Genomic DNA, 26,070 nt, shown 5'->3' with positions numbered 1-26,070 from the left:
CCGGGCCGGGATGGCATGCCACCCGTCCGGGTGGGGGAGGCGAGGGTGTCCCGACTCCGGTGGCGTGTGCCCGCCCTGGCGGGACGCCCCGGCGTGCCGACCGGTTCACCGAGGTGATGTCTCGACGCCGCGACGTCACCGCCTCGCGCCTGTGAGAGTTCCGCGTGCCTGAGATGTCCCGGGGCCAGCCCTTGCCCCAGCCCGCCGTTCGCCGTGCCCGCCTTCCCCGGGCCCGGCCACGGCTGGCCGGTGCCCGCTGGGCGGCGCTGGCCGGCGTCCGGTGGGGCGTCCGGTGGCCGGGGCTGCGCGTGGTCCGCGTCGAGCTGCTGGCCGGCCTGGTCACCGCGCTGGCGCTCATCCCGGAGACCATCTCGTTCTCGGTCGTCGCCGGGGTGGATCCCAAGGTCGGCCTGTTCGCGTCGTTCACGATCTCCGTCGTCATCGCCTTCACCGGCGGCCGCCCGGCGATGATCTCGGCGGCGGCGGGCTCGATGGCGCTCGTCGCGGCGCCGCTGGTCCGCGACCACGGCCTGGACTACCTGCTCGCGACCACGGTCGGCGTCGGCGTGACGATGTTCGTGCTCGGCCGGCTCGGGGTCGCGCGGCTGATGCGCTTCGTGCCGCGCACGGTGATGATCGGCTTCGTCAACGCGCTGGCCATCCTGATCTTCATGGCGCAGATGCCGCACGTCATCGGCGAGTCGCTGCCGGTCTACCTGCTGGTCGGGGCCGGCCTGGCCATCCTGCTCATCGTCCCGCGGCTCACCCGGGCCGTGCCGCCGCCGCTGGTCGCGGTCGGCCTGCTGACCCTGACGACCGTCGCGTTCGACCTGTCGGTGCCGACCGTCGGCGACGAGGGCGCCCTGCCCGGCTCGCTGCCCGTCCCGGGGCTCCCGTCCGTCCCGATGACCTGGGAGACGCTGCGGATCATCGCGCCGTACGTCGCCACGCTCACCGCGGTCGGCCTGCTGGAGACCCTGCTCACCGCGCAGATCGTCGACCGGATGACCGACACCACGCACGACGCCAACCGCGAGGCGTGGGGCCTGGGCCTCGCCAACGTCGTCAACGGCTTCCTCGGCGGCATGGCCGGCTGCGCCATGATCGGCCAGACGATGGTCAACGTCTCCTCCGGCGGGCGGACGCGCCTGTCCACCTTCGCCGCCGGCGCCTTCCTGCTCCTTCTCGTGGTCCCGCTGCGGGGGATCGTCGGCGTGATCCCGATGTCCGCCCTGGTGGCGGTCATGATCCTGGTCTCGGTGATGACCTTCGAGTGGCGCAGCGTGGCGCCGTCCACGCTGCGGCGGATGCCGCGCTCGGAGACCCTGGTGATGGTCGCGACCGTCGCGGTGGTCGTGCCCACCCACAACCTGGCGTACGGGGTGCTGGTGGGTGTCGTGCTCTCGGCGCTGCTGTTCACCCGCCGGGTCGCGCACCTCACCGAGGTCACCAGCGTGCTCGACCCGGAGGGGGGCGAGCGCCTCTACGCCGTGGGCGGCCCGGTCTTCTTCGCCTCCAGCAACGACCTGGTGAACGCCTTCGACTACGCCCACGACCCGCCCCGGGTCGTCATCGACCTCGCCGACGCCCAGATCCTGGACTCCGCCGGGGTGGCCGCGTTGGACGACGTCCTGCAGAAGTTCGCCGAGCGTGGCACCACCGTGCACCTGGCCGGCGCGACCGGCGGCACCGAGGCGATGCTCGCCCGGCTCTCGACCGCGCCGCCGGACCGGGCCGCCGGCCGCGAACCGTGTGAACCGTGCCCGGAGGAATCGCCTGGCGCAACGAAGAAATCCCGGCCCCGAACGGCCGACAGACCCGATGCCGAAGCTGGGCCGAGCACGCCCCGACGGTGATCGGGCGGCGTGGGCCGACACGCGCCCGTCGCCGTGCCATCAGGTTTAGCTCAGGTTGCCTGTGCAACATTGCCCCAGGATGATTGAACCTTCAAGAAGGTAGGTACCTGGTGGCAGACAGCACGCCTCGTAAAAAGCGGCGCTGGCCGCTGATCCTGGTCGGCGCCGTCGTGGCCGTGGCGGTCCTGGTCGTGGGCGGCACCGCGTTCTACATCAACGTGATCAAGGAGGACGCCCCAGAGGAGTTCGCACTCGACGACCCCGGGCCCAGCACCTCGTCCGCCGGTTCCACGGCCGGCGATTCGGTCGACGGCGCGTGGCGGATCACCGACGGGTCCGAGGCCGGCTACCGGGTCGAGGAGGTCCTCTTCGGCCAGAAGACGACCGCCGCGGGCCGCACCTCGGAGGTGTCCGGGTCGATGACCATCGCCGACGACGGCGTCACCGAGGCGCAGTTCGAGGTGCAGATGGCGTCGGTGCGCAGCGACGAGGATCGTCGCGACAACCAGTTCCGCGGCCGGATCATGGATGTCGACACCTATCCGACGTCCCAGTTCACGCTCACCGAGCCGATCGACCTGGGTTCGGTGCCGGCCGCCGACGAGACGCGCACCTACCCGGCCACCGGAACGCTGACCATGCACGGCACCGCCCGCGAGGTGACCATGAGCCTGCAGGCCCGCCGCACTGGCGACCAGATCCAGATCGTCGGCCAGATCCCGGTGACCTTCGCCGACTACGGCATCCCGAACCCGAGCATCCCGGGCATCTCCACCGAGGACCACGGGATCATGGAGGTCTCGCTGAAGTTCGTGCGCGGCGAGCCGACCGAGTAGCTCCTCAGCACGCCCGCCGGGCGATCCGGCCGCTGACACCCCGGCCGCCGACACCCCCGGCCACGCTGGCCGGCCGGGCCAGGTGGCAGGGGGCGCCCGGCAGTCAGGACGTCGCTGCTGCCGGCTTCCCGGCCGCGGGCTGAGCCGTGGCGGGCTGAGCCGTGGCGGGCTCAGCCGAGGACGGCTCGTCCGCGCCCGGTCGCCCGCCGTTCACGGCCGCCGGCACCGCCGTCGGCACGGGTTCCGGCACGGCTGCCGGCGCGGCGTCGCTGCGGGAGCGCTGCGGGGGCACGCCGTGCACCCGTTCCAGCTCGATCTCCTCGGCGTCGGGCACCCGCGGCGCGGGCTTCGTCAGGGCCCAGATCGCGCAGACCACCGCGAGGAACAGATAGCCCAGCGCGACCTGGCCGCTGGCGTTCCACTCCACCTTCTCGCCGTGGATCAGGCCGACGAACGCCAGCACCGCGCCGGCCGCGGACGCGATCGTCGCGTGGACGAACCGCTTGTCGATGATGAACGCCACGATCGTGCCCAGGACCAGACCGGCGAGGACGGCCCCGTCGCCGAGGACGTGCAGCCCGTGCAGCAGCACGCTGTTCGCCTCGAGATCGTCGTCGGTGACGGTGAGCTGGACCGACGGGTTGAGGTTGGACGCCACGCCGACCGCGGTGGTCACCGTGTTGTCGATGAGCCCCGCCGCCCAGGACGCGATGTTCGGGATGATCGCCGCCACCACCGCGGCGCCGTGCGCCTTCGGTGACACCTGGAAGGCCTGCGCACCGATCAGCAGCCCGATGTAGAGCAGGATCGGCACGATCGCCGGCAGCGGGAGCACCGCGTTGAGCAGGCTGAACATCCCCAGGAAGCACAGCAGCGCGATGACGGCGCCGGTCGCCAGCGAGTACCCCGTCCGGCCGCCGGCCGCCTTCCAGCCGGGATGGCCGATGTAGACCGCGGGCGGGAACGGGGAGCCCAGCGCCGCGCCGACGACCGCGCCGAGGCCGTCGGCGAGCAGGATCGGCCGCAGGTTGTAGCTGTCCCCGGCGGACGCGGCACTCTCCACGTTGGTCATGCCCTCGGTGAAGTTGTAGACCCCAAGCGGGATGGCCGTGGCGAGCAGCGGCGAGATGTCGGACAGGCCGTCGATCAGCTTGTCGAAGTGGAACGTCGGCAGCGAGACAGCGATGTCCTTCGCCGCGTCGCCGACCGCGGGGGCGTCCATGAAGCCGCCGATCCAGCCGATCGCCGTCCCCAGCAGCAGCGCGACCGCGCCGATCGGCAGGTTCCACGGCAGCTTCAGGTCGGTGAGCAGCCCGATGAGCAGCAGGCCGAAGACCGGCAGCGCGATCCAGGCGGCGTCCCACATCTGCGCGGCCGGCCGCATCGAGATGAACGCGATGGAGATGCCGGCGAGCGTGCCGAGCATGGCCGCGCGCGGGGCGTAGCGGCGGATCGTCGGGCCGACGAAGGCGCCGATCATGACGATGATCCCGATGATGAACGCCCAGGCGAGGCCCGCCTGCCAGGCGGCCACCGGGTCCTTCGTCTGCAGGTAGATCGGCAACATGATCACGAAGACGACGATGAACATGTGCGGAACGCTCGGCCCGTACGGCATGGCCGTGACGTCGCCACGGCCCTCCTTGAGGGCCAGCCGGCGGCCGAGCCAGGCGTAGAAGAAGTTGCCGAGCAGCATCGCGATGCCCAGCGCGGGCAGGATCGCGCCGAACACGTCCCCCTTGGGGATGTTCACCACGAACAGGCACAGCGATGTCAGGACGATGACGTTGACCAGGACGTTGATGCCCAGGCCGAAGAACGCGTTGGTGTCGCCCTTCGTCCAGTAGGGCAGGTTGACCGACCGCTCGGCCGGCGGGCTTCCGATTTTGATCATGACGGGTACGGTCTCCCTGGGATTCAGGACGCGGCGACGGCGGACGAGGCGACGGCGGAGGCGCCCAGAACCGCGAGGGCGTCGAGGAACTGCTCGGAGGAGGCGACCCAGCCGAAGATCCCGCCCTGCGCGGCGATCATCTCCAGGGCGACCCGCTGGAACTCGGAAAAGTAGGAGCCGACGCAGTCGGAGAGGACGAGGCACTCGTAGCCTCGGTCGTTGGCCTCGCGCACGGTCGTGTGCACGCAGACCTCGGTGGTCACCCCGGTGACGACGAGGCTGGTGATCCCGCGCGCCTTCAGGACGTCACCGAACTCGGTGGCGTAGAACGCACCCTTGCCGGGCTTGTCGATGACGGGCTCGCCCTCGGCCGGCGCGAGCTCGTCGATGATGTCCTGGCCGTACTCGCCGCGGATCAGGATGCGTCCCTTGGGGCCCACGTCACCGATCTTCAGAGCGGCGCCGCCCCGGTTGAGCTTGGCCGGCGGGAGGTCGGAGAGGTCCGGCAGGTGCCCCTCCCTGGTGTGGATCACGGTGAGACCGACGGCCCGGGCCGCGGCGAGCACGGCCGCGAGCGGCTCGATCGTGCTCCGCAGCTGGGAGACGTCATTACCCAGGCTCTCGCCGAAGCCACCCGGCTCCATGAAGTCGCGCTGCATGTCGATGAGGACGAGCGCGGTCGTCGCCGGGTCGAACGTGTACTCGTAGGGACGCGCACTCACGGTGAGCGGTGCTGTGGGTGTCATGGCGTGTCTTTCGCGCGAAGGGATGGGAGATCCCCTCCGGCCGGCCGGCGCGGGGCCCGTGCGAGGGCTGCCAGGAGGATCAGGTCCAGGGGCGAATCCGCTGCCGGGCGGGCGGATCCGCGCCCCGTCGGCGGTCGGGCGTCCGAAGACCATCCCCCGGTGTGCTGCATGCAGGTCAGGGTCGAGCGCGGTCGTTTCAGCTCACGTCCTGTCACGTAACACGGCGATGAACATGTATCCGGCCCTGTATCCATAGCCGTATACAGATCTTGGACGACAGGTCGACCCCTGTGCTTGACTCCGAAAACAACCGCGACCCGTCACCATTGGTGACGGGTCGCGGTTCTGGCTATTCGATTCTCAGGACACGGCACCGGATCTCGGGACGGGCGGCCGCCTTCCGCCCCGGCAGGCGGTCAGGCTTCGGCGAGCGCCTCCACCCGCTCCGGTTCCGGGCGGGCCTGGGCGGCACCCGCCTGGGCGACGAGCACCTCCTTGCGCGGCATGAACACCGCCAGCACGGCGGCCCCGAGCATGAGCGCCGCGCACACCAGGAATCCCAGCGAGTACCCCGAGGTCAGCGCGTCGGCCCGGTCCGCTCCCGCGGCCAGCTCGTTGTCGGTGTGCGTGTCCGCGATGATCGCCAGGACGGCCAGGCCGACGGCGGCGCCGATCTGCCGCGCGGTGTTGAGTAGACCGGACGCCAGCCCGGCCAACTGCGGCGGCACACCGGCGGTGGCGGCGGTCGTCACCGCGACCATGTTGATGCCCATCCCGAAGCCCAGCAGCGCGAGCGGCCCGAAAACCTCGGCCCAGTAGGAGCCGTGCGCGCTCAGGGCACTGAGCCAGCCGACGCTCGACGCCACGATCACCGACGCGCCGATGATCAGCGGACGGGGGCCGAACCGGCCGACCGTCCGGGAACTGACCTGCGACCCGACAATGATCATAATCGGCATGGGCACCAGCGCCAGGCCGGCCTCGAGCGGCCCCTGGCCCTTGACCTGCTGCAGGTACAGGGTCAGGAAGAAGAACAGCCCGAACATGATCGAGCCCATCACCACGCCGATCGTGTTCGCGTACCGCAGCGCCCGGCGCCGGAAGATGGCCAGTGGCACCAGTGGGTTCGCGGTACGCGACTCGATGATCAGGAAGGCCGCGAGCAACACGACCGCGCCGGCCAGCCACGCGATGGTCACCGGCGAGCCCCAACTGCTGGACTCCGTCCGCACGATGCCGTAGACCAGCGCCGTCAGCCCGGCCGTGACGGTGACAGTGCCGGGAATGTCGAGATCGCGCACTCCGCGAGCCTGACCGCGGGATTCGATCAACGCCGCCCGCGCGCCAACGATCAGCACCAGTCCGATCGGCACGTTGACGAACAGCACCCAGCGCCAGTCGGCGATCTCGGTCAGCACACCTCCGGCGAGCGCGCCCATCGCACCTCCACCGGCGGCGGTCGCACCCCACATTCCGAGCGCCCGGGCACGCTCACGCGGATCCGGGAAGGAGGTCATCAGCATGCTCAGCGTCGCGGGCGCGAGCACCGCGCCACCGAGCCCCTGCACGGCGCGGGCGACGATCAGCATCGTCTGGTCGTTGGCGAGCCCGCCGGCAAGACTCGCCGCGGTGAACAGGGTGAGCCCGGTGATGAACACCCGGCGCCGCCCGAACAGGTCCGCCGCCCGCCCACCGAACAGCAGCAGCCCGGCGAAGGCCAGCGTGTAGGAGTTGACCACCCACTGCAGACCGGACGAGCTCAGACCCAGTTCGGTCTGCATGGACGGCAGCGCGACGTTCACGATCGAGACGTCCAGGACGACCATGAACTGGGCGAAGCAGCACACGGCCAGCACCGCCCAGGCCGGCACCCGCCGACCCCGGCCGGCCGGGGCGGCCGTCTTCTCCTCGGTCTTCTCCGCGGCGACCTGGCCCGGCGCGACCGTCTCCTTCTCCGCGGCTCCGGCCGGCGCGACCATGCTCGCGGCAGCGGTCACCTGCTCAGGAATGACGATCTCGACCGGCTCCGCACCGGCCTCCGGCTCCGCCGAGACCAGCGCGTTCTCATCCGCGACCGCGGCCTGCGCCTCGACGCCGGATCCGACCTCGGTTTCGGATCCGACCTTGGCCTCAACCTCGGGCTCAGCTGCAACCTCGGGCTTGGCCTCACCCTCGGGCACGACCACGACCTCGGGCTTGGTCTCGGCTGGCAGGCTCTGCCGCTCAGCCATCTCCTCGGCCACGCCCGCGCCAGCGGCCACCGCTTCGGCCTTCTCGGCCACCGCCTCGCCGGTAGCCACCGTCCCGGCCGCCACCCCAGCCTCTTCGGCAGACACCTCGCCGGCCGGGGCCACCACGTCAGCCTCTTCGCGGTCAGCCTCTTCGTGCGCCACCCCGGCGCCCGCAGCCGCCGCATCGCCAGCCTCGCCGTCAGCAGCCTCGCCGCCTGCAATCTCGTCAGCGGCAACCTCACCAGCCGCAACGTCAGCAGCCTCAGCAGCAACGTCAGCCTCGGCGCCGTTGCCGCCGGTGGGTCCGAGGTCGCCAGCGCCTCCGGCGGCATCCGCCGTGGCTTCGGGTATGGCTTCGGATGTCGCCGCCTCGCTCGCCGCGGCCGGCGTTGCCGGGCCGGTCCCCCTGCGCGCGGGCGCCCCTGCACCCCCGGATCCCGCGGACCTCGCTCTCGGCTTGCCCCTGCTCTTCGCCATCGCGTCCTCCCACAGCCGCACCGGTCGTCGATCTGGCGGCCGCGCCGGCCCGCGACCAGGTCCCCGTACACCGTACGGACGTCCGACCGACCCTACGTCGTACGCTGTACGGAATCCAAACCGTATCCGGGGAGCAACGTGCGATGAACACCACATCCGTCGACCCGGCCAAGCCCCGCGGAGCCGGTGACCGACCGGCCGCCAGCCGGGCCGGGCTGTCCCGTGAACGGATAGTGGCCGTGGCCCTGGAGATCGCCGACGCCGAAGGACTCGACGCGGTCTCGATGCGGCGCGTCGCCGCCATGCTCGGCGTCGGCACGATGACCCTCTACACCCACGTCCAGGACAAGGAAGCACTGCTGGAACTGATGCTCGATGCGCTGACCGCCGAGCACCTCCTCGCCGGCACCGGCCCGGACTGGCGCACCGGCCTCACCCGGATCGCCCGCCTCACCCGCCAGAGCCTGCTGCGCCATCCCTGGGCGCTGGCGCTCGGCCTGCGCCCCGCTCTCGGGCCGAACAAGCTGCGGCACATCGAGCAGTCCCTCGCCGTCGCGTCCGGGCTCACCACCGACCCGGCGGCCCAGCGAACGATCGTGCACGCGGTCGACGACCTGGTCGTCGGTTGCGCGATGCGGGAGCTCGCGGCGCGGGCCATCGAGGCCGACGTCCCGCGCCCGTTGTGCGGGCTGCGGCGCCGCATCGACGCCGAGCCCACCCTGCGGGAGCTGCTCCACAGCGGGGAGTTCCCACACCTGGCCCGGATGCTCGCCGGGGACGCCCCCTTCGCCTCCGAGCGGTTCGAGCAGGCCCTGACCTGGCTGCTCGACGGCATCGAGCGGACGTACCGCCCCGATTCCCCCACAGCCTGAAGCCCTCACCTCCACCCGCGGCTCGCGGGTCGAGGCGGGGCGAACCGGAGCGAAGAGCAGCGAAGAACGCGGACCGGTCTTCACGGAAACGGCCCGAGCGGCTACCTTCGACCGGGTGAGCACCGTCGGTCAGCACGCCGCCACCAGGCGGGAGTCCGTATGACCACGGCCGCGTCCGGAATGACGGCGGCCGCGTCCAGGCTGGCCACAGCCCTGCCCAGGCGGGTGCGGCCTCTGCTGGACGGCGACCCGTCCACGATCGGCCCCTACGCCGTCCTCGGCCGGATAGCCCAGGGCCCGGGCGGGCTGGTCTTCCTGAGCCGCGCCGTCGGCGGCGCCCAGGTAGCGCTGCGCGTTCCGGAACCACCTCCCACTGTCAGCGAACGGGACTCGGAGCCACCGCCCACAGCCACCGGGCAGGGCCCGGACGCGGCGCGGCGGCTGCGCGCGCACCTGTGTGAACGCTTCGCCGCCGCTGCCAACAGCGCCCTGGCCGCCGCCGGCCCGCACCGCTGCGCGGTCCTGGACTCCGGAGTCGTCGCCCTCGACCCCGATGTCCATCTCCCGGCCAGCGCAAGCGCCGACGGCGGCGCCGAGCCAGCGGCGCCGTCGCGGTTCGCGGGGCTGCCCTACCTGGTCACCGAGTTCGTCGACGGACCCACGCTGGCCCGGGAGGTCGCCGAACGCGGGCCGCTCTCCCCCGCCGAACTGCACGTCCTCGCATCGGCGCTGCTCGACGGACTACGCGCCGCCCGTCGGGCCGGCGGCCCGGCCCGGGACCTGTGCGTCCCAACCCCCGACGACATCGTGCTCTCCCTCACCGGCCCACGGCTGGTCAACCTGGGCCTCGGCGCGACCGCCCGACCCGGTGGCGACGACGGCCCGGCGGACCCGGCGGTCGCGGCCTGGGCCCGCGTCGTCGCGCTTGCCGGCACCGGCTGCCTTCCCCCGCCTGGCTGGCCGAACAGCGGTGGGATGGACGACCCCGCCACCGTCGCGGTGCTCAACGCCATGCCGCGGGGCCAGGTCCGCACCGTGCTGAGGGACGCCCTCACGAGCCCTCGCCCGGCACCCACGCCAGCCCGCACCGCCGGCGGAAGCAGCGGAAGTGGCACGGGCGCAAGAATCGCCACGGAGCGGGATGCCGCCGGGCTCGCCCGGCTGGACAGGTTGCGGGCCAGTCTCGACGACCGACCCGGCATGCCGGTACGCGGGCGCCGCCGCGCCGGATCACGATCCCGGTCCCCGGTTCGCCAGGCCCGCGAGGTGGTCGGTGCCGGCGCCGCCGGCGAGATCCGCCGGGCCGGCGGCGCCGGCAGCGGCAGCGGCAGCGAGGGCGTCCGGTCCGGCGACGCGGCGCGCGGGCGCTGGCGGCCGGTCGCGGCCGGGGTGATGACCGCGGTCACGGTGGTCGCGGTGGCGGCTTCCACGGGTCCCTCGTCGGGGCCGACCGCTGTCGTCGCCGGTGCCACCGTGACGCTGGCGGGTGCCCCGCGGAGCACGCCTGTTCCGACACCCGTCCCGGATCAGCCCGGCGACCCGCGGCGACCCGGAGGGGCTCGGGTCGCACCCGCCCCGCCACCCGCCGAGCCGGCCCCGCCTCCTGAGGAGCCGGGCGCGGCGGAGCAACCCGCGGTCACCGAGCCGGGCACTCCGCTGGGCCAGCCACCGAGCGGCCCGACCGCGTCCGGCGGAACAGGCGGGTCCCCGGCCCGTGCCCGCCCCCCGGGGCCGGCTGGCCGGCCGGCCCCGGCGCGCCTCGCGGTTGCCGCACCTACCCCGGAGTCGGCGACCACCCCGCACGCCTCGACCCCACCGGCCGCCCCGATGCCCCCGGCCGCCGCCGCGGGCGCGGGCGCCGGACCGGCACCCAACGGCCCCGGCCCAGCACCGACCTCGCCGACGCCGCCGCCGACCAGCGGTCTCACCCCCGTCCAGATCGGCGTGGTCCCGCTGTCCCCGCGCTGACCCGCAGGAATCGCCGCGCCGGCGTGGCCAGGGCGGATGTCTGCTGCGGCGACTAGTCCCGGACGGCGCCCGCGGGCCACACAACGTGGACCGGCTTGTGCTGGCTTCGCGCGTACGCGACGACGTCCGCGGTGCCGGCGTAGTCGCGGGCGGGCTGGCCGTCCCAGACGGCGATCAGCTCGTCCACCTCGTCGACCAGGGCCTCGCTGGCTGTCATCAGCGCCGCCAGGTCCACCTCGGGCTCCGGCAGTGTGCGCACGCGCGTGGCGGCGGCGCGCAGGCGGTCGTAGTCCGCTCGGTGCTCCGGCGGGAGGAACTCCCGGTAGTCCCGCGCGGGCAGGACGGCCACAAGCCGGCCCCCGAGGCCGAGCACCAGGTCGGCGAAGACGCTGTCGGCGCCCTCGGCGAGGCAGCTCACACCGACCAGCTCAGCGGCCCGGTGCCGGCCCAGCAGGCGGCGCATCTCGGCGGTCGTGAACGTCTCGACCTCCGGCGACAGGACGCGGTGCCCGGTGATCCCCACGACGGCCATCTGTGCAGGCGCTCCTCTCACTTCACTCCGCTCCCCGGTCACACTGCGCTGCGCTCGCTGGACGTTCCGCTCACCGAGCGCGACCCGAGCTCGCGGGCGAGGGCGCCGGCCAGCGAGCCCCGCGGCTCGACCTCGATGCCATCCAGCTCCAGCCAGCGGGCCAGGGTCCTGAGCTCGGTCGCCAGCGCCGCGGCGGTCTCCGCCGGGGGCGAGCCGCGTCCCGTCTCGGTCGCCTCGTCCCAGGCGGCGGGCACCCGGAGGACCCGTGCGCGACGGTCGGCTTTCAGGTCGACCCGGGCGACGAGCTCTTCGTCCAGCAGGAAGGGCAGAACGTAGTAGCCGAACCGGCGCTTGGGCGCGGGCGTGTAGATCTCCAGGACGAGGTCCATCCCGAACAGGCGGCGGGTCCGCGAGCGCTCCCAGACCAGCGGGTCGAACGGTGAGAGCAGCGCCCGGACCCGCGCGCCCCGCGGGACGGGCGTGCCCGGCAGCACGTAGGCAGGGGCGGGCCAGCCCCTGACTCGGACCTTGGTGAGCGCCCCTGCTTCGACCCAGCCCCACCAGGACGTCCGCGGCGCCGCCGGGACGGCCGGCCCGCCCCCACCAGCCGGGCCCGCGGGCCCACCGGTGCCGACACCAGGCAGGACCTCGGCGGCGGGCGGAGCGAGATCGGAGGCGGCGAGTGGACCGCGCTGCGTGACCTGCGCCAGCACGTCCCGGAGGTAGCCGGGCCGATCGCGCGCGAACCGTGCGATACCGGGCCAGATGCCCTCCCCTGCCAGCGCCCGCTCGGCCCGCCAGCGGAACAGCGGCTGCCACTGCACGGGAACGAGGGACGCCTCGTGGGCCCAGTACTTGAACGCCTTGCGGTCGGTGTGTACGTGGCTGTCCAGGGCGTCGGTCGGGTAGGGGCCGAAGCGGGAGAAGCCGGGCAGATAGTGCGCCCTGGCCAGCACGTTCACCGAGTCGATCTGCACGACGCCGACCAGGTCGAACAGGTTCCGGATGGCGCGGGCACCGGCCGTGGCCGGCCCGTGGGGACGGATCAGCCCCTGGGCGGCGAGCGCGAGCCGCCGGGCCTCCCCCGGGGTGAGCTCGTCGCCCCGCCCGGATTTCCCCACGGATCGCAGCGTATGCGGGATCCTCCGTCGCGAAGGTTGCTTCGAGCCAAGTGGCGGACCCGCCAGCGGCCAGCCCACCGCTGCCCACGCCCCGGCCGGTCAGTTCCCCAGTCGGAACCGCGACACGAAGCTCCAGATCACGGCGTTCGCATCGAGATCGCCGCTGACCCGACCCAGCACGTCGACCGGGAACAACGAGACACCGCCGGGCCACGTGTGGCCGCCGCCGACAATCTCGTAGAGAACCACCGGCGTGCCGGTCGGGCAGCCGGCGAACTCGTGCCGGACGGCGGTCGTGCCGTCGGCCGGGGCCCGGTCGGGCAGGGGGGTGTCGACGGTCGTCGCCGCGCAGCCGGCGGACCGTGCCCATGCCTGCGCCCCGGCAGCCGCCTCCGCATATTTGAGCACCCGGTCGTCGGCGCCGTGGAGGACCACCATCGGCACCGGGGCGGGCCGGACCCGCGGGTAGCCGGGACATCCGGCTCCGGGCGCCGACCCCGCCACCGTGGCGAACGCGGCGAAGCGGTCGTGGGCCCGGCAGGCGAGCGACTGCGTGAACAGACCGCCATTGCTGGTGCCGGAGGCGTAGAGGCGGGACGGGTCCGCCCCGAACCTGGCGATCACCAGGTCGGCGAGCGCGCGGGCGAACCCGGGGTCGTCGACGGGCGGGGAGTCCTCCCCGCCGGACACCCCCTGCCAGCCGATCCCCTCGTGCGCCGGGACCACCAGGAGGTAACGCTCGCGGTCGGCGGACGACGACAGCCGGCCCGTAAGCTCCGCCACCGCCGGGGTCTCGAACATCCCCGGGAAGTGGAACAACGCCGGGAGCGGGCCGGCCGGCGCCTCGACCGGAACCCGCACCGCCGCCCACCGGTCGACGCCCGCGTGCCGGAGCCGGACCACGTGGTCACCGGAATCGGGCACGCCGTCCACGATGGTGATCTCGGCCGTCGCGGGCCGCCCAGGACCGCCGGCGGCGTCCAGGCCGCGGACACGAGCCGGGCCGGACCAGGTGGCGGTTCCGTCGGCGGGCCGCAGCACCTCACCACGGACGTCCGCGGTGATCTCGATCCCGGCGGACGGGTCCCGCAGGGCCCACGAACCCGACCACGGCCGGTCGGCCGCGGCGTCGCGGCTGGCGGCGATGGTGATCGTCGCGCCGCCGCGCAGCTCGGCGGCGCCGCCCACGGACCGGGTCCGCTGCTCCCAGATGTCGTCGAGGACGGCGATCCCGCCCTCGGTCGCGTCGCCGGCGGCTCCGGTCAGCGCGTAGCCGTCCCCGGGGCCTGGCCCGGTGTCGCGGAGCCGGACCGACACGTGGTCGAGGCGGCCCGAGGCGGCGGCGGACACCACGGCCAGCCCGGTGGCGCCGCGTGCCGGCCCGCCGGCACGCGCGGCCACCGGGGTGACGCAGGCCGCGACAAGCATCACCACCGCCGGCAGCACCCGCCCAGCCGGGCCCCCCTGCACAAGCCAGCCCCCTCGCACAGACCAGCCCTCGCGCCCAAGCCAGCCCCCTCGCACAGCCCGGGCCCGGCGCGGGGCCGGCGTCCGGGTCATGGCAGCGCCCGGTCCCCGGCGAACGCCCGGACGGCGTCGGCGAGCAACGTGACCTCCGCCGCCCACAGCCGGGCGAGATCGCGCGATCCGGGCAGACCGGCGTCCGCGGCCGTCCCGACGCTCACGGTGTCACCGAGGCCGCTGAGGTGGCAGGCGAGCCGCTCGCCCGGGAACAGGGTCGGGACGGGCACGGCCGTCGTGATCGGCCGTCCGGCCGCGGCCAGTGGGCCCGGTGCCCCGGCCTGGTTGGACACCGACAGCACCGACGAACGTCCGCTCAGCCCGGCGCCGAACAGGCGGGGCCGGGCCCGCGCGGGCAGCAGCTCGAAGAGCAGGCGCTCGCCCAGGCCGAGCGTGCCGCCCTGCTTGAGACGATCCGTCCGGTCACGTACCGCGAACAGGCGGCCGAGCGGGAGCGGCTCGGCACACGGCAGGACGACGCGGGCACCCGCCACGAAGTTCGCGAGCATCGCGCGCTCCCCCGGCTGGCGGGTGCTGACGGCCATCGCGACCGCCATCCCACCGGCCCGGCCGGGCAGCGCACCCCCCGCCCCGACCACGCCGCCAGCGCCGGCCGCGCCACCCGCGCCGGTCCACCGTCGCAGGGCGCCGGCGAGCGCCGCCAGGAAGGCGTCGTTGACGGTGCCGCCCACCGCGGCGCCGATCGAGCGCAGCAGCGACAGGGACGTCGTCTCCCAGCTGTGTGTGGTCCGCCCCGCCCACGGAGCCGCGAGGACCGCCGACCCGGCGGCGGGGGTGAGCCACCGCAGGGAGCGCGCAGCGGCGGCTCCGACCTCCCGGGCCCGGGCACGACCGGGTTCGCGCCGCTGCGGCGGGACGAACGCCATCGGGTCGGTACCGATGCCGAACAGGGCCGAGAGGACGAGGTTCTTCGCCGTGCCGTCCTGCTGGATGTGGCTGGCCCGGTAGAACAGGGCGAACTCGGTATCGTCGGCGGAGCGCAGCAGCCACAGCTGCCACGGCGGCCCCGACAGCGGCACCACCGCGCCGCTGAGCCGTTCCACGAAGTCGCGCAGCGCCGTCCCGGCGAACCCCGGTGCCGCCGCGGCCCCGTCCACGGACGGGGGTGCGGGCGCGGCCGACGACACCGGCTGCTCGCGGACGAGGCAGTCCAGGTCGACCTCGGGATCGGCGCGCCAGCCGTATCTCGCGCGGCGCTCCGGCAGGCAGACGAGCCGCTCGGTCAACAGCGGGAACCGGCGCAGGCGCTCGGCGACAAAAGCGCGTAGCTCGTCGATTCCAGGAGCCGGTCCGGTACCGAGAAGCAGGCAGTTCACGTTTATCGGCACGTCGGCGTGCAGGAGCTGGTATTCGAGCAGGGCGGTGTCGAACGCGTTGAGGAAGCGGATGCGGTCCATCGACTGTGGGCTCGCTCTCTGCTCCGATTTCACTCCACGGATTCGGTGCGGTGGCGACCGGGGCAAGGGCGGAGAAAATCCGCTGAGCCGACGCCTCAGGAAGACGACGAAGGCGTTGGAACTGGCACCGGCGCGCATCGCCTCGAAAGGCGAACGGAGAAGAGTTCGCGGACGGGTTCGGCGACCGGGCGGCGGCGTGCCACCGTTGGATACCGTAACCCGGCCGGCTGGTCCGGGCTGGCCCACCGCCCCTTTCGGTGGCACCCACCCCGGAATTCGACCGCCGGGCGGAATCGTCACCGCGGCGCGGCGCGCGCGCCGGTGACCAGGATGGTCAGGGCTGGCCGAAGGCACCGACCGCGAGCTGGTGCACAGCCGGATCCCGACACGTCTCGACACCGGCCGGCAGTGCCGCGAGCAGGCTCCCACGGTCGTCGGGCGGGTACACGCGCAGATTCGCGCCCCGCACCGCCTGACCTGGTTCCTCGCAGCCCGGAAGCAGCCCGGCCTGCGTGATCGCCAGCGTCGCGCCGGTGCTGCCGCCCGGTGGCAGCGTCACCGGGGTGCCGGCCGGCCCCGTGCGGTCAGCCGCCGCCCCGACCTGGCCACCGGTGGCGTCCACCACCGACACACCGGGGTAGCCGACGACCGAGCAGGTGCCGGGACCGGTGTTCCTGAGCACGATCCGCCCGTAGACGTGGCCCGCCGCGCCCTGGACGTCCTCGAGGGACGCGGCGAGGCCGGTGGAGGCGCAGGCCGGCCCGGCACCGCCGGCACCCGTGACCGGGATCCCGGCGGACGGGCCGGTCGAGCCCGTCACGGCGGTCGGCCGCGCGGTGGGCGCGGCCGGCGGCTGGCTGGTCCCGGAGACGACCGGCGGGCCCGGCGGAGCCGACACAGCCTGGTCCGCCGGTCCGTCCGACCCACCGCAGCCGGCGGCCGACGCCGCGAGCGACAGTGACGCCACGATGAGCATGCCTCGGCCTGTGCGCATACCGGCCTGCCTACCCCGCGCCCGGCCGCCGCAGACCACGGCCCCGCCGGGGTGTCAGGTTGCGGCCTCGGCCAGGTCACGAACGCCCAGCTCGGTGAGCAGCCGGGCGCGCAGGGCGATGAAGGCGGGATGGGCCCGGGGCCGGGGAGTCGGCAGGCCCACGGGGACGTCGAGGGAGAGCCGGCCGTCGGTCAGGACGAGGACCCGGTCGGCCAGCAGGATCGCCTCGTCCACGTCGTGGGTGACGAAGAGGACGGCGGGGCGGTGCCGGCGGCACAGCTCCTGGAGCAGGGCGTGCATCCGGATGCGGGTGAGCGCGTCGAGCGCGCCGAACGGCTCGTCGAGCATGACCAGATCCGGTTCGCGGACGAGGGCACGGGCCAGCGCGACCCGCTGGGCCTCGCCGCCGGAGAGGGTGACCGGCCACGAGCGCTCGCGCCCGGCGAGCCCGACCTCCGCCAGCGCGGCGCGCCCGCGCCGGTCGACGTCCGGGCCGGGCAGACCGAGGACGACGTTGCCCAGCGCCCGCGTCCACGGCAGCAGCCGCGGCTCCTGGAAGACCACCGCGCGCCGGCGGGCGGCGAGCACCTCGCCGCTGACCTCGTCGTCGAACCCGCCGAGGATCCGCAGCAGGGTGCTCTTGCCGGACCCGCTGCGCCCCAGCAGGGCCACGAACTCGCCGGGCGCGACGGTCAGGTCGAGACCGTCCAGCACGACGTGGTCGCCGAACACCCGGGTCAGCCCGCGGACCCGGATCGCCGCGGCCGCCTCGTCGGTTCCGGTCAGGTCCCGGAGAATCCGCGTCGCCATGACAGCAGGCTCCTTTCCAGCAGGCGGACGAGGCCGTCGCAGAGCAGGCCGAGGATTCCGTAGATCACCAGGCAGAGCACCATGATGTCGGTGCGGTTCCAGCCCTGGGCGCGGTTGAGCAGGTAGCCGATGCCGGAATCGGTGTTGACCTGCTCGGCGAACACCAGCAGCAGCCAGGCGACGCCGAGGGACCAGCGCAGCCCCACCAGGAAGCCCGGGAGGGCACCGGGAATGATCACCCGCCGGACGAGACCGGCCCGGCCGAGCCCGAAGGCCCGGCCCGCCTCGACGAGCTTGATGTCCACGCTCCGGATCCCGGCGAAGGTGTTCATGTAGACCGGGAAGATCACGCCGGCGGTGATGAGGAAGATCTTCGCCTCCTCGCCGATGCCGATCCACACGATGATCAGCGGGAGCAGGGCAATGATCGGAATGGTGCGCAGGAAGTTCATCGCCGAGTCGACGACGTCCTCCCCGAACCGGAAGAACCCGGCGATCACGGCGAGCGCCAGGCCGACCGCCACCCCGAGGACGCATCCCCAGCCGACCCGGTAGAGGGACATACCGAGGTTGTCGGCCAGCTCGCCCGTACCCCACAGCTCCCGGGCGGCGTCGAGCACCGCGCCGGGCGAGGCGAACGCGCGGTCGCTGACCACGTCGAACCCGGTGACCGTGAACCACCCGAGCAGCAGCAGCGCCGGACCGGCCAGCCGACGCGCCCACGACGGGACCGCCCGTGCGCGCCGCGCGCGGTTCCGCTTGCCGGTCGGATCCTCGAGCAGGGGGGCCACGGGCCCGTCAGGTCCGGCGCCAGCGGGCTCGCCGGACGCCACCGGCACGCCGGTGGCCACAGGTACGCCGGACGCCACGGGCACACTGACAAGGCCGGGCGCGGGAGCGGCTTCACCGATGACCTCGGTCATGTCGTCCTCCCTTCGACTTGCCGTGGGCGGAGAGTGCTCATGTCGGCAGGCTCGCGGCGGTGAACGCCGCGGTCAGCTCGGTGGTGAACGCCTTGTCGACCTCGTCGTCGACGTTCAGCGACGGGGGCAGCTCCCCGACGTCGACGAGCAGCTTCGCCTGCGTCCGCTGGCTGTCGACGAACGCCGCCGTGACCGGGGTGTACCTGCTCTCCGGCAGGCTCTCGAAGTACTTCCGCGCGGCGACCGGATCCTGTTTGAGCGTCTCCACGTAGTACTTCTGGATCCACTCGTCCGGGTTCTGCTTGGGCCACGCCGAGGCCCGGGAGAGGCGGAGCACGAAGTCCCGCACCGCCTCGCGGTGGGCCGGGTCCGCCAGCGCGTCCTTCGCCGCGAGCAGCACCGAGTACTGCGGCAGCGGCTTGGTCTCCACCTCGTAGGACCCGGCGCTCTGCGCGGTGACCGCCGCGCCGAACTGGCGGACGTACACCACGGCGTCCACCGCTCCGGAGGAGAAGGTGGCGGGCAGGCTCGCCGCCGGGACGTTGACCGGGGTGACGTCGTCCTGGGTGAGCCCGACCGAGTCGAGCTGGTTGAGGAGATAGCCGTGCAGGGAGGTCCCCCGGGTGAACGCGACCCGCTTCCCCTTCAGGTCGGCGAGGCTGTGGATGCCGGAGCCGGCGGAGGCGAAGATGGTCTGGCTGTTCACCCGGTTCTCCGCCACGGCCACGGCGACCACTCCGGCGTCCGCGGCGTTCGCGAACAGGACCGGCGTGTCGCCCATGAAACCGACGTCGAGCCGGCCCGCGCTGAACGCGGCGTTCATGTGCGGCCCGTCGGCGAAGTTGTTCCAGTTCAGCTTGTAGGGGGTGTCGCGGCCCGCGCCCGACAGCGTGATCGGGAGCTCCAGGGACTTACTCTGGTCGCCGATCCGCAGCGTGCCGGCCTTTCCGCCGGACGCGGGGGCGGCCGGGTCCGAGTCGCCGCCGCCGCACGCGGCGAGGCCGACCGTCAGCAGGGCCGCCAGGCCGGCGGACGCGAGCGCCAGCCGCCGCCCACGGGTCCGTCGATGGTGCATGGGTCTCTCCAGGTGGCAGGAGCCGCCGGCGCCGACTGGGTCGGCGCCGGCGGTCAGGGGTTCAGGACGCCGCGGGCGACGGTCAGGAGCCGAGGAACGGCTGGCCGGCGACCAGCTCCGACTCCGCCCCGTCGGCACCGACCGGGACGTCGCCCTCGAGGGTCACCCGGTAGAGAACCCGGTCGAAGTCGAGATGACCGAGGTCGGACGGCCCGAGATGCGCGGTGGCGCGGTTGTCCCAGAAGGCGATGTCACCCGGGTTCCACTTGAACCGCACCGTGAACTCCGGCCGGGCGATCTGCTCGTAGAACAACTCGAGGACACGGTGGCTCTGCCGGGCGGACAGGCCGATGATCTCGTTGTCACGCGCGGTGAAGCTGGGGCTGACGAACAGGGCCCGCTCGCCGGTCTCCGGGTGCACCCGGACCACCGGGTGGATGGCGACCAGCGGGTTCGAGGCGATCCGCTTCCCGTACTCGCCGCCGTCGAAGATCTGCAGGTTGAAGCTGTGCCGCGCGCGCAGGCTGTCGGCCAGCGTCCGCAGCGGCTCGGGCAGGGCCTGGTAGGCGGCGACCAGGTTCGTCCAGGCGGTGTCGCCGCCGTAGGGCGGGACGATGTCGGCGCGCAGAATCGACCCGGCCGGCGGGTTGACCAGCGCCGTCACGTCGGTGTGCCACCCGTTGTCGTAGGTGACCTTCCGCTTGCCGATGATTTCGGAGTAGCGCCGGCTGTCGATCGGCAGGATCTCGGGGAACCCCTCCGGGGGCGCGGTCTCGTGCGGGTGGGCGGGGGTGAGCTTGCCGAAGCGCCGCCCGAACGCCACCTGCTGGGCGTGGTCCAGGTTCTGGTCGCGGAAGAACACCACCTTCCAGGTCAGCAGCGCGGACCGGATCTCGGCGATGGTCGCGTCGTCGAGTTCCTCCCGCAGGTCGACGCCGTGGATCTCGGCGCCGGTGTATCCGGACAACGGCCGGACGTCGATCAGTGTCTGGACCTGGCTGGTCATCGTCACATTTCCCTTCGGATCGCGAATGCGTACGGGTACCCGGAGAAGGACCGCCTGAAAACACGGTCGAGAACATGCCGACTCCGGTTTCGAGAATCATCCCGAATACGCGCGCGGAGCGCGGTTACGGGTCACCGGTGCAGCGCGACACGCCCCCGGCCAGCATTAATCCACCGGGGATGGTGGAAATTCAGCGCTGGACGAGGACGGAACAGTGGGAGCCACGCCGGAAGAAGCGGCCGGAGCGGCGCCCACCCGGAGCCGTACATCGATCCACGGAGACCGGGAGAACATTCCCCCGAGTTCCCACGGGGCGCTGCCCGGCGGCGTCCTTCACAATTCCATCGTTGCTCGGTTAATTCGCCAGGTCAATGATTTCCGATCGGATGGAAATATTACGGAGCCGCTACCGGGGGTCGTGACCACTCGGCCGCCCTGGCGGCCTGCCGGTCACGGCGGGTGTGCACCGTGCGCGGGCTGCGGTGCACCGAGTCGAGCACGGTCGCCGCCGCGGCGACGGCGAGCACGTCCGTCCCGAAGCTGCTGGGGCGCACGACCCGCTCCGGGTCCCCGCACGCGCGCGAGAGCCGGGCGATCTCCTCGTACAGGTCCGGGAGCAGGTGCGGCAGGTAGATCGCGGACATCTCGGTCAGGACGAGGAGCTCCGGGTCCAGCATGTCGAGCAGCGTCGCGGCGATCCTGGCGACCCCCCGCAGCCGTTGGCGCAGCAGTCCCACCACGAGGTCGTCGCCGGCACGGGCCGCCCCCAGCAGGAGCTCGGCCTCCGGTCGCGGTATGGCTCCGAGCTCGACGGCCTTCACGAGCAGCGCGCGGTCCGACAGCGCGGTCTGGGCGCAGCCCCGGCCGCCGCAGGAGCACGGCAGGTCGGCCCCGGGCAGGTTCAGGTGCGCCACCCCGCCCGCCGCCGAGCGAAGGCCGTGATGCACGACTCCGTCTGTGGCTATGGCCGCGTCCACCACATGGCCCACGAACAGGTGCACCAGGCTTGCCCGGGCCCGCGGCTCACCGAAGAGGATCTCCGCCTGAGCCAGCGCACGGGCATGGCCGTCCACGCTCACCGGGAGGCCGGTGCGGGCGGCCAGCAGCGGGCCCAACGGCAGGTCCCGCCAGCCCAGCGGCTCGTGTTCGACCACGACGCCGGTCCGTGCGTCGACGTGGCCGCCCGTGACCACGCCGAGTCCGAGGACCCGGCGGTGGCCGGCGTGCCGGCGCAGGAATCCGGGCAGGTGCCGAACGATGGTCGAGAGCGTGTCGTCGGCCTCGCCCCGGTGCGGCAACTCCTCGCGGGCGACCACCCGGCCCCGCAGGTCGACGATTCCGAAGGTGAGCATGGGGACGGCGATGTGCACGCCGCAGGCGAGGTGGGTGTCGGTGTCGACGTCGAGCGGCACGCTCGGCCGCCCCGCCCGCGGCGCGCCGGCAGCGACCGGCAGCTCCCGCAGCAGCCCGAGCGAGATGAGGTCGGCGGTCTGCCGTGAGACCGCGGCCGGGCTGAGACCCGTCGCGGTGCCGATGAACCCCCTCGCGACGGGCCCGTGATCGAGGACGGCGCGTAGCACGGCCGCCGCCGATCCGGCGCCTTTCGAGGTGTCCCTGCGATCGTTTCCGGGCCCGGCGAGGCCGGTCGGCGAGATGGTGGGCGGGTTCGCGCTCCGGATGGGCACGGAAATCCTCCTCACGCGCGTGTCGACCCACCGGGTCGACGACCGTCAAAGGCCTGCACGGTGGGGCGCCTCCCGCACCGGCGGCGGGAGTACGCGGATGTCTGGCGGTGTGTGCGCGGCACGGTTCGGCTCAGCGGGAGACGCGGCCAGTAACCGGGGGGCGGCAGACGCCACGGGAGCACTACCCGCGTGGCGCGACCCGCGGCCTACGGCCCGCGGCGTTCCGGGCAGTGGCGGGCGGTCAGTCGACCGGCAGACAGAGCGCGCTGGCGACGCGGCGGAGGTCAACATGAGCACGACGAACAAGGCGCGGGTGCTCAGCCATGGTCAGAACGTAGGTATTGGAGGCACCATTTGTCAACTAGTTCGGTAGACATAGTGTCCATACGTCCGCCGCCGAGCTGGTCGCGGGCACACGTCGCCGGGCTCGCCGGGTGGTCAGCGCCCACCGCGGTGCGGACGCCGTCCCACCGGGGCCAGGGCCGGAGGGACCACCCCGATCCGCTGCCGGTAGGCCGACGGGCGCTCGCCGCAATACTGGGCGAAGGCCCGGGCGAAGGCGCTCGGGCTCTCGAAGCCGACGGCGGTCGACACCTCGAGCACCGACCGGGTGGGGTCGGCGAGCAGCGCCATCGCCCGCAGCAGCCGGGCCTGCACCAGGTAGTGCCGCCACGAGAGGCCGAGGGCGGTGCGGAACAGGCGGCGCAGGGTCCGTTCCGAGACGCCGACCGCCCGGCCGACCTCGGCCACGGAGACCGCGTCGAGGTGGCGCTGGGTATAGGAGATGGCCGCGGCGACGACCGGATCGGTCGAGGTCGGCAGGCTCAGCGGAGCCTCGTGACCGAGCGCCTCGACGACGAGGTGGCCGAGCGTGCGAAAGAAGCCGTCGGACACCGGATCACCGCTCGGGCGGGTGATCGGCCAGCGCCGAGCGTAGATCATCATCTCCCGGACGAGCGGCGGCGCGGCGAGGATCCGGGCGCGGTCCCCCGGTCGGTCGATCAGCCGGGGGTCGAACAGCACGGCGATCGAGCGGACCGCCGAGTTGATCGTCACCCGGTGCTCGAGACCGGCCGGGATCCACGCTGCCTGCCGCGGCGGCAGGAGGTAGTGGGTGCCGGCGGTCTCGACCTCGACCATCCCGGAAATGGCGTACTCGATCTGGTGCAGATCGTGGGAATGCCAGCCGGTGACGAGCCGGTCACCTTCGTAGTGGTGACTGCCGCCGAGAACCCGCGCCCCACGCCGCATGTCGACCATGCCGATTGCGCCGGCCGTGCCGGCCACATCGGCTGCGCCGGCCATCCGTGCCAGGCCGACGCCGACCGGTTCAAAAGCTCCGCCGGACGAATATACGGAGGCAGTCACGTTACGGAAGAATAGTTGAGATTCCCGACACTCGCGGCGTAATGGCTTGACATCGTTGTTCAGACCAGTCGGAAGGCTATGCTCGGCGGGTGCACAGCGCCATGCCGCCGAATGGTCGAGAAAACACCGGACGGACACCGCGCTCCGCACCAGCCGCGTCACACGGCCGCGCCCCGGGCGCGGCGGTGACGGCATGACCTCGCCCCGCCGCCTCGGCGCGGAGGACTCGAGCACCCGCACGACCCTGCTCGACGCGACGGCCCAGATCATCCTCGAGGAGGGGTACGCCGCGGTCAGCTCGCGGCGGGTGGCGGCGAAGGCCGGCATCAAGCCCGCCCTCGTGCACTACTACTTCCGCACCATGGACGACCTGTTCCTCGCCGTCTTCCGGCGCGGCGCGGAGGCCAACCTGGAGCGCCAGCGGCGCGCGCTGGCCTCGCCGCGGCCCCTGCGGGCGCTGTGGGACGTCGACCTGGATTCGCGCGGCACGACCCTCATGGTCGAGTTCATGGCGCTCGCGAACCACCGGAAGGCCATCCGGTCGGAGATCGCCGCCTACGCCGAGCGGTTCCGCGAGGCGGAGCTCGCCACCCTGTCGCGAGTACTGACCGCCGCCGGAGTCGATCCGGCCACGATTCCGCCGGTGGTCGTGACGTGCCTGATGGCGAGCGTCTCCCGGGTTCTGGTGATGGAGGGCGCGCTGGGCATGACCATGGGCCACCGCGAGACGATCGACCTGGTCGAGCGATACCTGACCGAGATCGAGGCCCGCACCCCGCCCGACCCCGTGGACGCCGCCGACGCGCCCGCCCCCGCGGTGAGCCCCACCGCCAGCCCCGACGGGCCCGCGGGTCCCGGGGGCTGAACAAGCGCGCGGAGCAGCTGGACGGACCGGGCAGAGCGGGTGGAGCGGCCGGGTCCGGCCGTCACGGCTGGCCGTTCTGGACGGATCCCTGACCGGGCAGAACATCGACGCCGGGGATTGGTCTGAATTACGCTGCCATCCTTAGCATTGCCCGTCCCCCGGCGCCCCCGCCGGGCGACGAGGATCACAACCACGGCTCGGCGACGGGAGGTGGCCACCCGGCTCCCGTGCGCGCCGGAGTGTGCGCGCCGGAGGGCGCGGTACCGCCACCGGAGAAAGCGGCCCACCTCCCGTCACGACCAGTCGGTCCACGACGGCCGGTCCACTCACCACGGATCGGTCCGCTCAGGATCGGTCCACAGCGAGAGGAATCCGGACCATGCACATGGACGACATGATTCTGCTGAGCATCGACGACCACGTGATCGAGCCGCCGGACATGTACAAGAACCATGTCCCGGCGAAGTGGCTCGATTCCGTGCCGAAGGTCGTCCGGAACGAGGCCGGCGTCGACGAGTGGGTGTTCCAGGGCGAGAAGACGTCCACACCGTTCGGTATGGCGGCGACCGTCGGCTGGCACCGGGAGGAGTGGGGATTCAACCCCGGCGCCTTCACCGAGTTACGTCCGGGCTGTTTCGAGGTCCACCAGCGGGTCCGCGACATGAACGCCAACGGTGTCCTCGCCTCGATGTGCTTCCCGACGATGGCGGGCTTCAACGCCCGCACGTTCTCCGAGGCCCTCGACAAGGACCTCTCGCTCATCATGCTGCAGGCCTACAACGACTGGCACATCGACGAGTGGTGCGGCGCCTACCCGGGCCGGTTCATCCCCCTCGGCATCGTGCCGATGTGGGACGTCGAGCTCGCGGTGAAGGAGATCCGGCGGATCGCCGCGAAGGGCTGCCGCTCCATCAGCTTCCTGGAGGCCCCCCACGCGCAGGGCTGGCCGAGCTTCCTCTCCGGCCACTGGGACCCGATGCTGCAGGCCCTCGTCGACGAGAACATGGTGCTCAGCCTGCACATCGGCGGCGCCTGGGACATCGTCAAGCTCGCCCCCGAGGTGCCGATCGACCACATGATCGTCATTCCGTCCCAGCTCACCATGCTCACCGCGCAGGACCTGCTCTTCGGCCCGACACTGCGGCGCTTCCCCGAGCTGAAGGTGGCCCTCTCCGAGGGTGGCATCGGCTGGATCCCGTTCTACCTGGACCGCGTCGACCGGCACTTCCAGAACCAGAGCTGGATCCACAACGACTTCGGCGGCAAGCTGCCCTCCGAGGTGTTCCGGGAGCACTTCCTGGCCTGTTACATCACCGACCCGGCCGGGCTGCGCCTGCGCGAGCAGATCGGCATCGAGACCATCGCCTGGGAGTGCGACTACCCGCACACCGACACGACCTGGCCCGAGTCACCCGAGCACGCCTGGAACGAGCTCCAGCAGGCCGGCTGCCGCGACGACGAGATCCACCAGATCACCTGGGAGAACGCCAGCCGCTTCTTCGGCTGGGACCCGTTCTCCCACACGCCGAGGGAGCAGGCCACCGTGGGCGCGCTGCGCGGGCTGGCCGCCGATGTCGACGTCACCCGGATGTCGCGCGAGGAGTGGCGCAAGCGCAACGAGGCCGCGGGAATCGGCGTCTTCTAACCCCAAGCCGGCGGGAGCCCGGTCCGGGCTCCCGCCGGAGCGTCGCGGCGATCTCCCGCCGCGGAGTTCGCAGGCGCTTCCCCGGCATCGAACCAGGTGAACCGCCCGGCGCCAGCACCGTAACGTCGGGCGGGCCGGGGACGGCGCGACGCCGACCTGCGCGTTCATTCCCAGTATTGGCCGACGCTTCATCACGGGGAAACCCGGCCCGGCCGCGGTTGTCGGGG

20 protein-coding genes are annotated in these 26,070 nt (G+C 72.9%); 6 read left to right on the top strand and 14 right to left on the bottom strand.

The features are described from left to right. Positions 1 to 173: 173 nt before the first annotated feature. Both FRANEAN1_RS03570 and FRANEAN1_RS03565 read left to right on the top strand, forming a co-directional pair. Positions 174 to 1,856: a SulP family inorganic anion transporter gene (locus tag FRANEAN1_RS03570; RefSeq protein WP_347177198.1), complete on the top strand. Its 1,683-nt coding sequence runs from the start codon at positions 174 to 176 to the stop codon at positions 1,854 to 1,856. A gap of 110 nt (positions 1,857 to 1,966) precedes the next feature. Next, the gene (locus FRANEAN1_RS03565) at positions 1,967 to 2,692 is read left to right on the top strand and encodes a YceI family protein (RefSeq protein ID WP_020458385.1); all 726 of its coding nucleotides are present in this window, start codon (positions 1,967 to 1,969) and stop codon (positions 2,690 to 2,692) included. Between the two features lie 103 nt (positions 2,693 to 2,795). On the opposite strand, the gene FRANEAN1_RS03560 is transcribed toward FRANEAN1_RS03565, so the two are convergent. From FRANEAN1_RS03560 to FRANEAN1_RS38105, 3 genes are all read right to left on the bottom strand, one after another. After that, positions 2,796 to 4,586, bottom strand: coding sequence for a xanthine/uracil/vitamin C permease (locus tag FRANEAN1_RS03560; RefSeq protein ID WP_020458384.1), 1,791 nt, complete (start codon positions 4,584 to 4,586; stop codon positions 2,796 to 2,798). A 23-nt stretch (positions 4,587 to 4,609) separates the two neighbouring features. Next, positions 4,610 to 5,332 (bottom strand): isochorismatase family cysteine hydrolase, encoded by a 723-nt coding sequence (locus FRANEAN1_RS03555; RefSeq protein WP_020458383.1) that lies wholly within the window; start codon positions 5,330 to 5,332, stop codon positions 4,610 to 4,612. A gap of 416 nt (positions 5,333 to 5,748) precedes the next feature. Then, complete coding sequence (locus FRANEAN1_RS38105; RefSeq protein ID WP_157472992.1) at positions 5,749 to 7,563, bottom strand: DHA2 family efflux MFS transporter permease subunit; 1,815 nt, start codon at positions 7,561 to 7,563, stop codon at positions 5,749 to 5,751. Positions 7,564 to 8,183: 620 nt separating this feature from the next. Between FRANEAN1_RS38105 and FRANEAN1_RS03540 the strand changes: the two genes are divergently transcribed. Next, complete coding sequence (locus tag FRANEAN1_RS03540) at positions 8,184 to 8,912, top strand: TetR/AcrR family transcriptional regulator C-terminal domain-containing protein (protein WP_020458381.1); 729 nt, start codon at positions 8,184 to 8,186, stop codon at positions 8,910 to 8,912. A 159-nt stretch (positions 8,913 to 9,071) separates the two neighbouring features. Further along, the gene (locus FRANEAN1_RS03535; RefSeq protein WP_020458380.1) at positions 9,072 to 10,880 is read left to right on the top strand and encodes a hypothetical protein; all 1,809 of its coding nucleotides are present in this window, start codon (positions 9,072 to 9,074) and stop codon (positions 10,878 to 10,880) included. Between the two features lie 52 nt (positions 10,881 to 10,932). On the opposite strand, the gene FRANEAN1_RS03530 is transcribed toward FRANEAN1_RS03535, so the two are convergent. From FRANEAN1_RS03530 to FRANEAN1_RS03480, 11 genes are all read right to left on the bottom strand, one after another. After that, positions 10,933 to 11,412 (bottom strand): hypothetical protein, encoded by a 480-nt coding sequence (locus FRANEAN1_RS03530; RefSeq protein ID WP_041253659.1) that lies wholly within the window; start codon positions 11,410 to 11,412, stop codon positions 10,933 to 10,935. 38 nt (positions 11,413 to 11,450) lie between these two features. After that, positions 11,451 to 12,533, bottom strand: coding sequence for a crosslink repair DNA glycosylase YcaQ family protein (locus tag FRANEAN1_RS03525; protein WP_041253658.1), 1,083 nt, complete (start codon positions 12,531 to 12,533; stop codon positions 11,451 to 11,453). Positions 12,534 to 12,632: 99 nt separating this feature from the next. Then, positions 12,633 to 13,961 (bottom strand): poly(3-hydroxybutyrate) depolymerase-like protein, encoded by a 1,329-nt coding sequence (locus FRANEAN1_RS42005; RefSeq protein WP_347177197.1) that lies wholly within the window; start codon positions 13,959 to 13,961, stop codon positions 12,633 to 12,635. A 128-nt stretch (positions 13,962 to 14,089) separates the two neighbouring features. Next, complete coding sequence (locus tag FRANEAN1_RS03515; RefSeq protein ID WP_020458376.1) at positions 14,090 to 15,472, bottom strand: wax ester/triacylglycerol synthase domain-containing protein; 1,383 nt, start codon at positions 15,470 to 15,472, stop codon at positions 14,090 to 14,092. Positions 15,473 to 15,806: 334 nt separating this feature from the next. Next, positions 15,807 to 16,448, bottom strand: coding sequence for a DUF4232 domain-containing protein (locus tag FRANEAN1_RS03510; RefSeq protein WP_157472315.1), 642 nt, complete (start codon positions 16,446 to 16,448; stop codon positions 15,807 to 15,809). Positions 16,449 to 16,520: 72 nt separating this feature from the next. After that, positions 16,521 to 17,276, bottom strand: coding sequence for an ABC transporter ATP-binding protein (locus tag FRANEAN1_RS03505; protein WP_020458374.1), 756 nt, complete (start codon positions 17,274 to 17,276; stop codon positions 16,521 to 16,523). Then, a complete protein-coding gene (locus FRANEAN1_RS03500; RefSeq protein ID WP_083788154.1) occupies positions 17,249 to 18,199 on the bottom strand; it encodes an ABC transporter permease in 951 nt (316 codons plus the stop codon). Before FRANEAN1_RS03500 ends, FRANEAN1_RS03505 begins: the two co-directional genes overlap by 28 nt. 37 nt (positions 18,200 to 18,236) lie before the next feature. Further along, entirely contained in the window at positions 18,237 to 19,274 is a 1,038-nt protein-coding gene (locus tag FRANEAN1_RS03495; protein WP_020458372.1) for an ABC transporter substrate-binding protein, read from the bottom strand. A gap of 82 nt (positions 19,275 to 19,356) precedes the next feature. Continuing rightward, positions 19,357 to 20,280 (bottom strand): TauD/TfdA family dioxygenase, encoded by a 924-nt coding sequence (locus FRANEAN1_RS03490; RefSeq protein WP_041253657.1) that lies wholly within the window; start codon positions 20,278 to 20,280, stop codon positions 19,357 to 19,359. 395 nt (positions 20,281 to 20,675) lie between these two features. Then, positions 20,676 to 21,965, bottom strand: coding sequence for an ROK family protein (locus FRANEAN1_RS03485; RefSeq protein ID WP_020458369.1), 1,290 nt, complete (start codon positions 21,963 to 21,965; stop codon positions 20,676 to 20,678). 438 nt (positions 21,966 to 22,403) lie between these two features. Continuing rightward, positions 22,404 to 23,225: a helix-turn-helix transcriptional regulator gene (locus FRANEAN1_RS03480; RefSeq protein ID WP_020458368.1), complete on the bottom strand. Its 822-nt coding sequence runs from the start codon at positions 23,223 to 23,225 to the stop codon at positions 22,404 to 22,406. A gap of 301 nt (positions 23,226 to 23,526) precedes the next feature. Here FRANEAN1_RS03480 and FRANEAN1_RS03475 point away from each other — a divergent pair, with 301 nt between their 5' ends. After that, positions 23,527 to 24,198, top strand: a complete 672-nt coding sequence (locus FRANEAN1_RS03475) for a TetR/AcrR family transcriptional regulator (protein WP_020458367.1) — start codon at positions 23,527 to 23,529, stop codon at positions 24,196 to 24,198. Between the two features lie 379 nt (positions 24,199 to 24,577). Then, positions 24,578 to 25,843 carry an amidohydrolase family protein gene (locus FRANEAN1_RS03470; RefSeq protein ID WP_020458366.1) on the top strand — a complete coding sequence of 422 codons (1,266 nt, stop codon included), beginning with the start codon at positions 24,578 to 24,580 and terminating at the stop codon, positions 25,841 to 25,843. Positions 25,844 to 26,070 lie beyond the last annotated feature (227 nt).

The sequence above is a fragment of the Parafrankia sp. EAN1pec genome (genome assembly GCF_000018005.1).
GTDB lineage: Bacteria > Actinomycetota > Actinomycetes > Frankiales > Frankiaceae > Parafrankia > Parafrankia soli.
Note: the sequence above shows the minus strand (reverse complement) of the source record. Positions and strands in the feature narration are given on the sequence as shown.